The 13,166-nt window shown below is 73.0% G+C and carries 9 protein-coding genes and 1 pseudogene; 4 read left to right on the plus strand and 6 right to left on the minus strand.

Annotated features, from left to right (window positions below; translation table 11 throughout):
* Positions 1-192: 192 nt before the first annotated feature.
* The 6 genes and pseudogenes from CcI156_RS09820 to CcI156_RS09845 form a co-directional block, all read right to left on the minus strand.
* A complete protein-coding gene (locus tag CcI156_RS09820; RefSeq protein ID WP_076805372.1) occupies positions 193-1,611 on the minus strand; it encodes an FAD-binding oxidoreductase in 1,419 nt (472 codons plus the stop codon).
* Positions 1,608-3,653, minus strand: coding sequence for a rhodanese-like domain-containing protein (locus CcI156_RS09825; RefSeq protein ID WP_076805373.1), 2,046 nt, complete (start codon positions 3,651-3,653; stop codon positions 1,608-1,610). Before CcI156_RS09825 ends, CcI156_RS09820 begins: the two co-directional genes overlap by 4 nt.
* The gene (locus CcI156_RS09830; RefSeq protein WP_076805374.1) at positions 3,650-5,167 is read right to left on the minus strand and encodes an ABC transporter ATP-binding protein; all 1,518 of its coding nucleotides are present in this window, start codon (positions 5,165-5,167) and stop codon (positions 3,650-3,652) included. Before CcI156_RS09830 ends, CcI156_RS09825 begins: the two co-directional genes overlap by 4 nt.
* Before the next feature lie 22 nt (positions 5,168-5,189).
* A pseudogene (locus CcI156_RS09835) lies at positions 5,190-5,900 on the minus strand (ABC transporter permease); the annotation flags it as partial.
* A 20-nt stretch (positions 5,901-5,920) separates the two neighbouring features.
* Complete coding sequence (locus CcI156_RS26795; RefSeq protein ID WP_083718407.1) at positions 5,921-7,120, minus strand: ABC transporter substrate-binding protein; 1,200 nt, start codon at positions 7,118-7,120, stop codon at positions 5,921-5,923.
* Positions 7,121-7,268: 148 nt separating this feature from the next.
* Positions 7,269-8,126: an acyl-CoA dehydrogenase family protein gene (locus CcI156_RS09845; RefSeq protein ID WP_371681791.1), complete on the minus strand. Its 858-nt coding sequence runs from the start codon at positions 8,124-8,126 to the stop codon at positions 7,269-7,271.
* 327 nt (positions 8,127-8,453) lie between these two features.
* Between CcI156_RS09845 and CcI156_RS09850 the strand changes: the two genes are divergently transcribed.
* The 4 genes from CcI156_RS09850 (at position 8,454) to CcI156_RS09865 (ending at position 13,121) form a co-directional block, all read left to right on the plus strand.
* The gene (locus CcI156_RS09850) at positions 8,454-9,323 is read left to right on the plus strand and encodes a LysR family transcriptional regulator (protein WP_011436832.1); all 870 of its coding nucleotides are present in this window, start codon (positions 8,454-8,456) and stop codon (positions 9,321-9,323) included.
* An 80-nt stretch (positions 9,324-9,403) separates the two neighbouring features.
* A complete protein-coding gene (locus tag CcI156_RS09855) occupies positions 9,404-10,678 on the plus strand; it encodes an EAL domain-containing protein (protein ID WP_232235112.1) in 1,275 nt (424 codons plus the stop codon).
* A gap of 120 nt (positions 10,679-10,798) precedes the next feature.
* Complete coding sequence (locus tag CcI156_RS09860) at positions 10,799-12,085, plus strand: hypothetical protein (RefSeq protein WP_011436834.1); 1,287 nt, start codon at positions 10,799-10,801, stop codon at positions 12,083-12,085.
* 4 nt (positions 12,086-12,089) lie between these two features.
* Entirely contained in the window at positions 12,090-13,121 is a 1,032-nt protein-coding gene (locus CcI156_RS09865) for a glutamate ABC transporter substrate-binding protein (RefSeq protein WP_011436835.1), read from the plus strand.
* Positions 13,122-13,166: the final 45 nt, after the last annotated feature.

Genomic DNA, 13,166 nt, shown 5'->3' on the forward strand with positions numbered 1-13,166 from the left:
ATCGACAATGATGGGGCGCGCGGCCGAGACTGTCCCCGTTCTCGTGTTCTCGCCGTTGGGACTGTTCTCACCATCGGTAGCGATTCTCACTGTCGGTAGCGATTCTCACCATCGGGAGCGCTGGGAAGATTCGCCCGGTCCCCGCCCACCGTGCGAGAAGCGACACTCACGGCGGCGCGGGCCGGTCAATGGTCAGATCGCGCGGCCCGGGTTGAGGATGCCGGCCGGGTCGAAGACCTGACGGAGCCGGAGTTGCAGGTCGTGGCTGCGTGAGCCGAGCTCCGTGGCGAGCCAGCGCCGTTTGAGCACCCCGACGCCGTGCTCGCCGGTCACCGTTYCGCCCAGGTCCAGCGCGGTGGCGAAGATCTGCTCGGCGGCGTGCCAGGCACGCTCGGGGATGGCGGGGTCGGCGGGGTCGACGGGGTCGACGGGGTCGACGGGGTCGACGGGGTCGACGGGGTCGACGGGGTCGACGGGGTCGACCACGATGATGGGATGCAGGTTGCCGTCGGCGGCGTGGGCCAGAGTGAAGATGTCCACGCCGGTGGCGGCGCCGATCTCGACGATGCGCGCGGCGGCCTGCGCCATCCGGCCGCGCGGCACGGCGATGTCCTCGATGAGCACCCGGCCGAGGCGCTCCAGCGCGGGTAGCGCCGAGCGGCGCGCGGCGAGCAGCGCCTCCGCCGTGGCCTCGTCCACCGACCGCCGGACCTTCCTCGCCCGCTCGGCGAGAATGCCCTCGACGGCATCGGCCTCCTCTCCCGCGCCCGACCCGTCGGTCTGGACGAGCAGGAAGACCTCGCCGGCGGAGGCAAGGTCGCTGCCGGTGGCGGCGTCGACGGCCCGCACCGTGCGGCCGTCGAGCAGTTCGGCCACGGCCACGACGATCCCGGCGACGCCAAGCGCGGTGACGGCCTCGGCGGCCTCGGCGAAGGTGTCGAAGAAGGCCGCCAGGGTGACCGTGGAGCGCGGCGCGGGCCGCAGCCGCACGGTGGCGCCGACGACCACCCCGAGAGTTCCCTCCGATCCGACGAACAACCCGGTCAGGTCGTAGCCGGCGACCCCCTTGACGGTTCGCCGCCCGGTGCTGATGCGCTCGCCGTCTGCGAGGACGACGTCCAGACCGAGCACCGACTCCCGGGTCACGCCGTACTTCGCACAGCTCAGGCCCCCGGCGTTCGTCGCGATGTTCCCGCCGATGGTGGAGATGGCCGCGCTCGCCGGATCCGGCGCGTAGCACAGGCCGACCTCGCGGGCCGCCCGATCGAGATCGGCGGTGATCACGCCAGGCTCGACGACCGCGACCGCGTCGGTGACCGACAGCTCGCGGATGCGGTTCATTCCGGACAGGTCGAGCACGACGCTGCCCGCCGAGGCCGCGGCTCCCCCGGCGAGGCCGGTACCGGCGCCGCGCACCGTCACCGCTACCCGCGCCGCGCTCGCCGCCCGCAGCACCGCCTGGACGTCGGTCACCTCGCGCGCGAACGCGACGCCGATCGGGCGGCCCGCGGGCTGCCAGCCGGACCGGTCCCACCGGTGGGCGTTGACGACGGCCGGATCGGTGCTCCACTGCCCGGCCGGCAGCGCGACCGCGAACCGCGCCGGGGTCATTGCGGACCCGTGGCGACGGGCCGGTCGGGGTCGGCCGACCAGGCCGACCAGGAACCCGGGTACAGGGCGGCGTCGATGCCGGCGACGGCGAGCGCGGCGATCTCGTGGGAGGCCGTCACTCCGGATCCGCAGTACACCCCGACCGGCCGCGCCCGCCCGCCGGCCCCGTTCCCGTCGCCGCCGACGCCGACGTCGCCGCCGCCGACGACGCCGAGGGCCGCGAACCGGGCCCGCAGCTCGTCCCGGGGCAGGAACCGGCCACTCGCGTCGAGGTTCTCCCCCGTCGCGGCGCTCACCGCTCCCGGGATGTGGCCGGCGCGCGGGTCGATCGGTTCCACCTCGCCGCGATACCGCTCGGCCGCACGGGCGTCGAGGAGGACACCCTCGCGGGCCACCCGGGCGGCGCCGTCCGCGTCGAGCACCGGCAGCTGACCGGCGTGCAGGACGATGTCGCCGGGCGCCGAGATGATCTCGCCGGTCTCGAGCGGGAACCCGGCCTCCTGCCAGGCCGCGAGTGCCCCGTCGAGGATGCGGACGTCGGCGACGCCCGCCCAGCGCAGCAGCCACCAGGCCCGGGCGGCGGACAGCCCGCCGACCGCGTCGTAGACCACGACCGCACGCCCGGCGGTCAGCCCCCAGCGCCGGGCGGCCTGCTGGAGGTTGACGAGCTCGGGCAACGGATGCCGCCCGGCGGTCCCGCCCGGTGCGGCGGCGAGCTCGGTGTCCAGGTCGACGTAGACCGCGCCCGGCAGGTGGCCCTCGCGGTAGTGGTCGTGCCCGTGGGGGTCACCCAGGGCCCAGCGGACGTCGAGCAGCAGCGGCGGGCCGGGCGAGAGCAGCTCGTCGTGCAGACGTCTCACGTTGACGAGGACCTCCCCGAGCGCCACGCCGGCACGTGTCCTGCCGGCATCCGGGGCCACGTCGGCATAGGGGACCACGCCGGCATAGGGGACCACGCCGGCAGGTGCCGAGGCCAGCAGGGCGGCGAGGTCGGCCTGGTCGAATCCGCCCGGCGGCGTGCCGGTGCGCGCCGCGGTGGCGATCCGCCGCTGCACCCCGGCGTTGACCGGTGCCGCCAGCCCGTGCAGGCGGGCCAGCAGCACGATCTCGCCGTTGAGGAAGTCCGACTCGACCGACCCGCCACGCGCCAGGCTCTGCCAGGTGGAGCTGCCCTCCCGGGAGAAGCCGGGGATCTCGTGCGGAACGAGGCCGGACAGGTCGAGCCCGTCGTCCGGACAGACGCCGGCGGTCTCCACGCCGGCCGCGGCGAACACCCGCCGYGCCTCCTCGACCAGCACGGCAGCCGCCGCGTCGCGCAGCTCGCTCGGAGCGTAGATCGCGTCGAGGTTGTAGGCCAGATTGCCCAGCAGCTTGCCGGCCTTGCGTCGGTCGATGTCCGCGACGACCGCGACGGCGAACGAGGCTCGGCGCAGGTCGGCCGCGACAGCCTCGGCGGTCGGGTCGTCAACGGCGCCGCGAGGGGCGCGGCCCAGGTAGAAGGCCGCCGCGAGCGGGRCCGCCGGGGACACGACCTCGCCGGGTCGCACGTGCGAGGAGGGGCTGAGGACGACCGCGTCGATCACCGTGGCGAACCGGCGCAACGCCGTACGGGCGTTCTCGATCCCGTTCTGAAGCAGCACGACGGGCAGCGCCTCCGCCGCCGTGCGCCGCGTGCCGTCAACGTCAACCGGCCGCCATGCCCACTGCGCGAGCAGCGCCTCGGAGTCCTGCGACTTGGTGGCGAGGACGAGCACGTCGTCACCACGCAGGTCGACCTCGTCCGGGCCGCCGACGACGTCGAGGGGGATCCGCCGCTCGTCGGGCTCACCGCCGGGCGTGGCCGGCGGTCGGATGTAGCGCAGCCCGCCCGCCCGCAGCGCCGCGAGGTTCGCGCCCCGGGCCACGACGACGACGTCGATCCCGGCGAGCCGCAGCTCCACGGCGACGGTCGCGCCGACGGCCCCGGCTCCGATGACGATGTACCTGCGACTCACCGTGCGTGCGTACCCGCGACTCACCGTGCGTGCGTACCTGCGACTCATCGTGCGTCCTTTCCTTGGGCGGCGGCGAGTGCGGCCGCGAACCGTTGCCCGGGAATCGCGCCGAGCAGCTCGCGGGTGTGGTCCTGCGTCGGCGCGGTGAGGACGTCGGCCGCCGGAGCACTCTCGACGATGCGGCCGGCGCGCAGCACCGCGACCTCGTGGGCGAGCTGGGCCACGACGGCGAGATCGTGGGAAATGAAGAAGTAGGCGACCCCGAGCTCCTGCTGCAGCCGCAGGAGCAGGGTCAGGATCTGGTCCTGCACCGACACGTCGAGCGCCGAGACGGGTTCGTCGAGGAAGACCAGCTCGGGTTCGATCGCGAGTGCCCGGGCGATCGCGACCCGCTGGCGCTGGCCGCCGGAGAGCTCGATCGGCCGGCGGCCGCGGAACGCGGCGGGCAGGGCGACCTGATCGAGCAGCTCGCGCACCCGGGCGGCGCGGCTGGCCCGGTCGCCGACGCGGAAGGAGAGCAGCGGCTCGGCGATGYTCTCCCCGACGGTGAACCGCGGGTCCAGTGAGGAGAACGGGTTCTGGTGGACAAGCTGGAACCGCCGCCGCAGCGGCCGCAGCTGCGACCAGCCGGCGGAGGTGATGTCCTGCCCGTCGAGGTGGATCCGGCCGCTGGTCGGCTTCTCCAGGCCCATCGCGATGCGCGGCGCGGTGGTCTTGCCCGACCCGGACTCGCCGAGGAGGCCCAGGGTCTGGCCCGCCCGCACCGACAGGGACACCTCGTCCAGCGCCCGGAAGACCCGCTCCCCGCCCCGGGTCCGGGGCAGCCGGAAGTCCTTCGTGATCCCCTCTAGCCGCAGCAGCTCGGGAGCCGGGGGCGCCTCGGGGAAGCGCGGGACGAGGCCGCCGGTGGACGACAACGCCGGCGCCACCTCGATGAGGTGGCGGGTGTAAGGGTCGCGCGGGGTGCGCAGGATCGACGCCGGTGCCCCGCGTTCGACGACCCGGCCGCGCCGCATCACGACGACCCGGTCGGCCTGGTCGGCCGCGACCCCGAGGTCGTGGGTGATGATGAGCAGCGAGGTGCCGGACTCGGCAACCAGGCGGCCGAGATGGTCGGGGATCCGCCGCTGCACGGTGACGTCGAGCGCGCTCGWCGGTTCGTCGGCGACGATGAGGCGCGGATGCGCGGCGATCGCGATCGCGATGAGGACCCGTTGCCGCATGCCGCCGGAGAGCTGGTTCGGGTACTGCCGGGCCCGCAGGACCGGGTTGTCGAGCCCGGCCCGGTCGAGCGCCTCGACCACCTCGGCGGAGACGAGCCGCTTGTCAACGCCGCTGCGGCGCACGGCCTCGGCCACCTGCCCGCCGATCCGCATCGTCGGGTTGAGCCCGACCATCGGGTCCTGCGGGACCAGTCCGATCACCGTGCCGCGGATCGTCCGCAGCACCCGCTCGGACGCGCCGGTCACGCCGGTGCCCGCGACGGACAGCCCGGTGAGCTCCACGATGTTCCGGCCCGCCACGGCGTCCGCCTTCGTGCTCACCGTGCTCACGGCATTCACGCGCTCACCGTGTTCACCATGTTCACCGCTGCACCTCTTCGATCGTGCGGGCAATGTGGTTGAGGCTGAACACGACCAGCCCGACGAACAGACCCGGCAGCAGCGACAGCCAGGGGCTGGTGATAAGGAAGTTGCGCCCGTTCGAGATGAGTGTCCCCCATTCTGCCGCCGGTGGCGGGGCACCGAAGCCCAGGAAGCTGAGCGAGGAGATGACGAGCACGGCCGTCCCGAAGTCGAGGACCGCGAGCACCGCCACCGGACCCCACGAGTTGGGCAGGATGTGTTTCCACAGCACCCGACCCCAGGATGCGCCCCCGGTGYGGGCGGCCTCGACGTAGGCCTGGCCCTTGACCTGGAACACCTGGGCCCGGCTGGTCCGCGCGAACTGCGGCACGAGGGCCACCGCCACCGCGACCGCCATCGGCACCAGGCCGAACCCGAGGGCGGTGACGATCGCGAGCGCCAGCAGCAGCGGGATCGCGAGCAGAACGTCCACCACGCGCATGAGGAACACGTCGATCCAGCCGCCGAAGAATCCGGCGAGGACACCGATCGCGAGACCGACGACGACCGCGATGAGCACGGACGCCCCGGTTGCCCGGACCGTCATGGCGGAGCCGTGGATGACCCGGGTGAACAGGTCCCGGCCGAGTTCGTCGGTGCCGAACAGGTGGTGGAGGCTCGGGCCGCGCAGCTTCTCGGTGGGCGAGGTCGCGATTCCTGGCGAGGATGTTCTCGGGCATCAGTTCCTGCCTAGTTGACCCGGGGCGTCCACGCGACGCGTGGGTCGAGAAGCGAGTAGAGCAGGTCGACGAGCAGGTTGACGGTGACGAACAGGGCCGCGGCGATCAGGACGATCGCCTGCACGACAGGCACGTCCTGGCTGAGGACCGACTGCTGGGCCAGGAGCCCGATGCCGCTGCGGGAGAAGACGGTCTCGACGACCACGGCGTTCGCCACCATGTGGCCGACGAGGACGCCGAACAGGGTCAGCGCGGGCAGCACCAGGCTGCGCCACCCGTCCGTGCCCGTGGCCGGGAACCAGCCGAGGGAGAAGGCGAAGATCTGGATGAGCAGCAGCCCCACGAAGAAGGGCGGCAGCGAGATGGCGACGGCGGGCAGCCGGGGCAGCAGCGCCCGCGCCGGCCCCCACTGGAGGTAGCTGGCGAGGTAGGCGACCGTGACGCCGAGCACCGCCATGAGCACGACGGCGACCGCCGCGAGGGCGAGGGTYGTGGGCAGCTTGTCGGCGAGCAGCGCGCCGACGGTCGTGTTCTGGGTGAGCGAGAGGCCGAAGTCGAGGTGCAGCGCGTCCCAGAGGGGGCGAAAGTACTGCCCGGGCACGGGATCGTCAAGGCCGACGCGGACGYTGTCCTCGGCGATGTAGGTGACGTCGATGCCGTCGAGGTGGGCGGCGCCCTTGAAGGCGACCTTCACCGTGGTGGGGTCGACGACCGTCGTCGCCTTGTAGTTCGCCAGGTAGCTCAGGCCCAGCGTCGACTTGGCGCCGAGCGCGTGCAACCCGTCAAAGGCCGTCTTCACCGCAGCCGCGTSGAGCGTGGTGCCGTCGCTGAAGGTCACACCTTTACGCAGCGAGAACGTGTACTCGCTGGCGTCGGGGCTCACCGTCCAGCTGTTGGCCAGCCAGGGAACGATCTTCCCGGTGCTGGGATCCTGATCGGTCAGTGAGTCGGCGATGTTCCGGTCGAGGCTGCGCGTCTCTATCCAGTACACCTGGTTGGGGTCGACGCAGTTCTGGAGGTCCGACCAGAAGGCGATCTTCAGCCGCCCGCCGGGGACGGGGGTCCCGCCCGACGCCGTGCTGCCGCCGCCGTTCCCGCAGGCCGCGAGCGTGACGGTCGTGAGGACGGAGACGGCCGCTGCGGCCAGCCTTCGCGTCGTTCGGTGCCGGTGCGGGGTAGTCGGGGTAGTCGGGGTAGTCGGGGTAGTCATGGTGATGGTGCTCCTGGAGGTGCTCCTGGAGGTGCTCCTGGAGGTGCTCCTGGACGAGACGACGAGGTCGGCGTCGATTCGGGTGGTGCGGGCGGGGCAGGGGACCGCACAGCGGGAGCTGCGGTGGCGAGGGTCCGGCGACCGGCGATCAGCAGCGCCGTGTCCTCCTGGGGGGATGGACGCGGACGCAGTGCACGTCGCGCAGGTGCCGTTCGAGCGGGTTGTGCCGCGTCAGGCCGGGGTTGCCGATGGCTGCGACGGCGGTCTGCACGGCGGTGATGGCGGCCCGGGCGACGAGGGGCTTCGCGAGCACCGCACGCTCCGCGGCGTCCGGCGCGCCCTCATCGAAGCGGCGGGCCACCCCGAAGGCGACCTCCTCGGCGGCGACGAGCTGCGCCTCGATCTCCCCGGCGATCGTCTGGATCCGCTCGGTGGTGGCGATCGGCCGGCCCAGCGACGTCGGAACGCGTTCGTTCGCGAAGCGCACGAAGAACTCCTGTGCGGCCCGCGCCGCCCCGACATACAGGGCGGTGGCGCCGATCGTGACGGCGGCCAGGCTCGTGTCGGCAGGCTGGGCGGAGCGGGGCACCCCCCGGAAGTTCCCGGTGGGGATCTCGACGTCGGTGTAGATCACGTCGTGGGTGCTGCTTGCCCGCAGCCCGAAGTGGTCCCAGGTGCGCACGATGCGGATTCCGGGGCTGTCAGCCGGCACGATCGCGTGTCCCAGCAACGGGTCGTCGTCCTCGGTCGCCGCCCATGCCAGGTGGTAGCTCAGGCCCTCCGAGCTCGTCGCGTAGCCTTTGTGCCCAGTCAGCACCCAACCGTCGGCGGTACGACGGATCTTCGTGGCGGGCAGTCCGCCGCGGACCGGGGCGCCCAGCTCCGGCTCGGCCCGGACGGCGTTGAGCAGGACCGGCCGGGTCAGCGAGTCGGCGATCATCGTCCGGTAAAGATCGTCGGGCCAGAAGGGATCGCGGGCCTRCCGCACGTRCTGGAAGACGGTCATCAGGGAGCGCAGCGCCGTCGGGAGCGCAGCGCCGTCGGGCCGGGYGGCGAGGACCGCGTCAACAGCAGCGACAGCAGGAGGATGCGAGGATCCCGAAGTCGACGACTCGCCGCCGCGTCAGCACGCACCGGCCGAGCGGGTCCCGCGCCCGACGGCAGGCCCCGGCCCGGGCCGTGACCAGCCCGTACGCCATGACCAGCCCATACTCGGATGCGCTCGACCTGCCGACCATGTTCCTGAGAGTGGTGCCTTTTCCAACCGATGTCCAACGCGGATTCGTGATCAAACTAATCACGAAACGTAATCAATTCGTGTTATAGTGCGCCCGTGTCCCCCGTGCTCGATGTAACGGCTTTGCGAAGTTTCGTCACCATTGCCGACTGCGGGGGCTTCCGCCGCGCCGCGCACCTGCTGTGTATCTCGCAGTCCGCCGTGAGCCAGCATGTCCGCCGGTTGGAGAAGGCGATCGGCCGCCCGCTGGTCGAGCCGGACGGTCGCGCCACCCGGTTCACTCCGGATGGTGAGCTGCTCCTGACCGCGGCCCGGCGGATCCTCGCCCTGCACGACGGCGCGCTCGAGCAGCTGGGGGTCGGCCGGCGGGAGGGCGGCGCGCCCGCGGAGCTTCGGACGATCACCGTCGGGGCGACCGAGCACGCCGCCGACCATCTGCTGCCGTTGTGGATGTCCACCCTGACCACCGGTTTTCCCGAGGCTCAGATCCGGTTCCGCCTCGACCGGGGAGCCCGGCTCACCGAGGCCCTCGACCAGGGTGCCGTCGACGTCGCCGTGCTCCTGGGAACGGCACGGGGCGCGGTGGCCCGCCCCGCCGGCTGCCTTCCCCTCGCCTGGTACGCCGCCGCCGGCTGGACTCCTCCGCCGCCGGACCGGCCGCTGCCCCTCGTGGCGATCAACGATCCCTGCACCATTCGCAGCCAGGCGTTGAGCACCCTGGCGCGGGTCGGGCGCACGGCATGGGTGGTCGGTGAGGCAGGCCATCTCGCCGGTGTGCTGCACGCCGCCCGCGCCGGGGTCGGGGTGGCTCTGCTCGCCGACGTCGGGCCGGTTCCCCCGGGGCTCGAACGGCGCCACGACCTGCCCGCCGTTGCGCCCGAACCCCTGCACGTGCGCGTGCGTCGCGGAGCGCCACCGCGGCTGGGCCAGCTGGTCGGTGACGCCGTCGAGGCCGCCCTGGCCTGAGCTCCGGCCCGGCATGACAGCGCTCCGGCCCGGCATGACAGCGGGTGGTTTCGGGCATGCCGAACATGGAGGTGGTCCGGATGACGGATGCGCTGTCGACGTTGGGCCCGCCGGCAGGCGTCACACAGCCGGACACAGTAGTGACGGATCTCCTCGAGATCCTGCGCCGGCATCTGCGGATGGACGTCGCGGGGCTGGCCCGGATCGACGGGGATCTGCTTGTCCTGCAGGTTCTCAGCGGGGACGCACGGGGGTTCAGGTTGGCGCCGGGTTCGACGATCCGCCGCGAGCATGCCCTGCTCGGGCGGGTGCTGTCCGGCGAGATACCGGAGATCGTCGCGGACACGCGCACCGATCCGCGCACCGCGGACGCGGGCGTCGTCCGCGAGTTGGGCGTCGGCGCGTACGCCGCGGCGCCGGTCGCCGACAACGACGGCGAGGTGTACGGCATAGTCGGCTGCCTCGCCCACGACGCGCTCCCCCACCCACGCGACCGCGACGTGCACTTCCTGCACCTGTTGGCGGCCTTCCTGAGCGACGCGGTCCTCGACCTGCACCGCCTGTGGGAACAGCGACGCCGCATCTGGCAGGAGGTGAGCGACCTCATCGACGCGGGCGGCCCAAAGATGATCTTCCAGCCGATCTTCAGGCTCACGGACGAGCGGATCGTCGGGGTCGAGGCGCTGTCCCGCTTCCCCCACACGACCGGCGATGCGCAGCAGTGGTACAACGACGCCGCAACCGTCGGCCTGAGCATCGAACTGGAACTCATGGCGATCCGCCACGCGCTGACCGTCCTGCCGACGCTCCCGTCCGACCTCACCCTCGCCGTCAACGCCTCGCCGTCCACCATCACCTCCGGCCTGGTCGACATCCTTCCCGACCGGGGGGCCGATCGCCTCATCGTGGAGATCACCGAGCACGAGCACATCGGCGACGACTCGGAGCTGCTGGTCGCCGTCGGCGTGCTGCGCCGCCGCGGGGTCCGCATCGCGATCGACGACGTCGGCACCGGCTACGCGGGCCTGGAACAGCTCATCCACCTGCGCCCGGAGATCATCAAACTGGATCGGGTCCTCACCCACGGGATCGACACCGATCCGGCCAGGCGCGCCATCGCGACGGGACTGGTGCAGGTCGCCGGCGAGATCGGCGGCTGCGTCATCGCCGAGGGCATCGAAACCCCGATGGAGCTCGACACGGCGATGGCGGCCGGGATCCCCTACGGCCAAGGCTACCTGCTCGGCCATCCCACCACGACCGCCGGGGCCGCCTGGGTGGAGCACTCCGCGCACCGGCCGACGGCCGCCGAACCGGAACCGGTGCCGGCCACCTCCTCCCGGCGGCTCGGCTGAGCCCGTGGCGGCTACCGGCTGGCCCCACAGYCGCAGCGCCAGCACGAGGTACCAGCCGGGGTGACGCCAAGGTGACAGTGTGGCTACCCGGCGGTTGCGCAGGCCATACGCTCACCAGCCATGACCGCGGTGGCTACGGGGGTACGGCGCCGGGCGGCGACCCCGCCGGGCCGGCTGCGCCTGCTGTCCGTGCTCGTGGTCCTCGCGCTCGTCGCACTGTGGGTCACCGCCCTCGGCGCCACGCAGACCCGCCGGCACGCGATCGACACCCTGACCAAGGACAGCGGCGCGTCCTTCATCGCCGCCCAGAGCCTGCGCGCCGAGCTCTGGGCGGCGGACGCCACGGCGGCCCGTGCCTTCCTCGCCGGCGGCGTCGAACCACCGGGGCAGCGTGCCGCCTACGCGCGCAGCATCGCCGCGGCGGGCGACCGCGTCGTCGATCTCGCCCGCGCCGGTGGTCCGCGCCAGCCCCTGGCCGTGCTCTGCGCGCAACTGCCCGTCTACACCGGCCTGGTCGAACGGGCCCGGGCGAACAACCGGCTCGGCCTCGCCGTCGGCGGGGCCTACCTGCGGCAGGCGTCCGCGCTGATGCGGGACACCATCCTGCCCGCCGCCGACGCGCTGGCCACCGCCGACGCCACCGACATCGACCACGGCTACCGGCGGGCGAGCTCCTGGCACCAGGTGTTCCTGGTCGGCGCCGTCGGCGCCGCGACGCTCGCCGGGCTCGTCGCGCTGCAGGTGCGGCTGTTCCGGCGCACCCACCGGATCCTCAATCTGCCGCTGCTCGCCGCCACGGCGCTCACCGCGATCATCCTCGGGTTGACGCTGACCGCGTTCGGCGTGGAACGTGGCCGTCTCGTCGAAAGCCGGGACCACGGGTACGTCCCGATGACGCTGACCGCGCAGGCCCGGGTGCTGGCATTACGGGCATGGGGTGACGAAAGCCTGTCGCTGGTCGCCCACGGCAACGGCGTGGAACTCGACGAGGACGCCCGCGCCGCGGCCGCCCGACTGGGCTACGACGACAGGGGGCGCCGGAGCGGGACCGGGGTTCTGCCGGCGACGGTGGCCCTGCGCGGCCCGGACGGCCCGGCCCGCGCCGCCCTGGAACCGGCCTGGCGCGGATACCAGGCGACAAGCCTGCGGGTCGGTAACCTGGTGTCCGATGTCGGCGGGTTCCAGCAGGCGGTGGCCGTGGCGCTCGGCGAGGGCACGACCTCCTTCACCCGGTTCGACGACGCCTCGGAAGCGGTGTTCACGACCAGCCGTACCCGCTTCGAAGCGCGCCTGTCCGCCGCCGGCGAGGCGCTGAACCGCCTGCCGCTCGGCGCCACCGTGGCGCTCGGGCTCGCCGCGGCCCTGGCCTTCGTCGGCATCCAGCTGAGAATCAACGACTACCGGTGAGCCGATGATGATCATCCGGGTCGCGACGGCGCGAGCGGTGACGGTACTGATTACCGTCGCCCTGGCGGTCGGCGTCACCGCCTGCGGCACGGTCGACAGTCCGCTGCCGGCCCAGGCCCGACCCCTGGCCCCCGCGACGCCGACGCCCCCGCGGCCCGCCGCCCTCACGCCTGCCGCCCTCACGCCTGCCGCCGCGGCCGTGACGCCGACACCCACCTGCGACGATCCGCAGGCCAGCTGGCGCCCGCCGGGCCGGCTGCCCTCGCCGGGCGCGATGCCCACGGGCACCGTCCTGGAGACGATCGAACGCCGCGGCTACCTCATCGCCGGGGTGCTGGCCGACGTCCCGCCCTTCGGGTCGATCAGCCCGTTCACCGGCCAGTTCGAGGGCTTCGACGTGGAGATCGCCAACCTGGTCGGCCGGAGGATCTTCGGCGCGGACGGACACGTGCGGTTCCGCGCGGTCACCTACGCCGAGCGCATCCCGGTCCTGCGCGACGGCGCCGTCGACGTCGTCGTGGCGACCATGACGACGAACTGCGAGCGGCGCGCGCTGGTGGACTTCTCCGCCGTCTACTACAACGAGACGCAACGGGTCCTGGTCCCCCGCGACTCGCCGTACCAGGGGATGGACGATCTCGGTGGGCGACGGGTCTGCACGGCGGCCGGCGCGGCGGCCGGCGCGGCGGCGACCATCCGGCGGGCACCGTCGCGCCCGGTGCTGCGCACCGTGCCGAACATCGCCGACTGCCTCGTGCTGCTCCAGGCCGGGGAGGTCGACGCCGTCATGACCACCACGGCCATCCTCAACGGGATGGCCGCCCAGGACCCGCGGCTGTACGTTGTCGGACCGGCCCTGTCGGACGAGCCGGACGCGGTCGCCGTCAGCCTCGACCATCCGGAACTGACCCGCTTCGTCAACGGCGTGCTGGCCCGCGCGATCGCCGACGGCACCTGGAAACGGCTGGCCCGGCGGTGGCTGTCGGCACCGTTCGCCCCGCCGCCGACGCCACCGGTCGCCCGCTACCGGGACTGACCGATGATGATCTCTCGGTGGGAGATGGACGCGGTCCTGACCCGG

Origin of the sequence: Frankia sp. CcI156 (genome assembly GCF_001983015.1) — a bacterium.
In the GTDB taxonomy this organism is placed as follows: Bacteria; Actinomycetota; Actinomycetes; order Frankiales; family Frankiaceae; genus Frankia; species Frankia casuarinae.

Excerpts from the sequence above, each read along its gene's own strand:
- CcI156_RS09865 (WP_011436835.1), top strand. The coding sequence starts at position 12,090 with ATGATGATCATCCGGGTCGCGACGGCGCGAGCGGTGACGGTACTGATT.
- CcI156_RS09860 (WP_011436834.1), top strand. The coding sequence starts at position 10,799 with ATGACCGCGGTGGCTACGGGGGTACGGCGCCGGGCGGCGACCCCGCCG.
- CcI156_RS09855 (WP_232235112.1), top strand. The coding sequence starts at position 9,404 with ATGACGGATGCGCTGTCGACGTTGGGCCCGCCGGCAGGCGTCACACAG.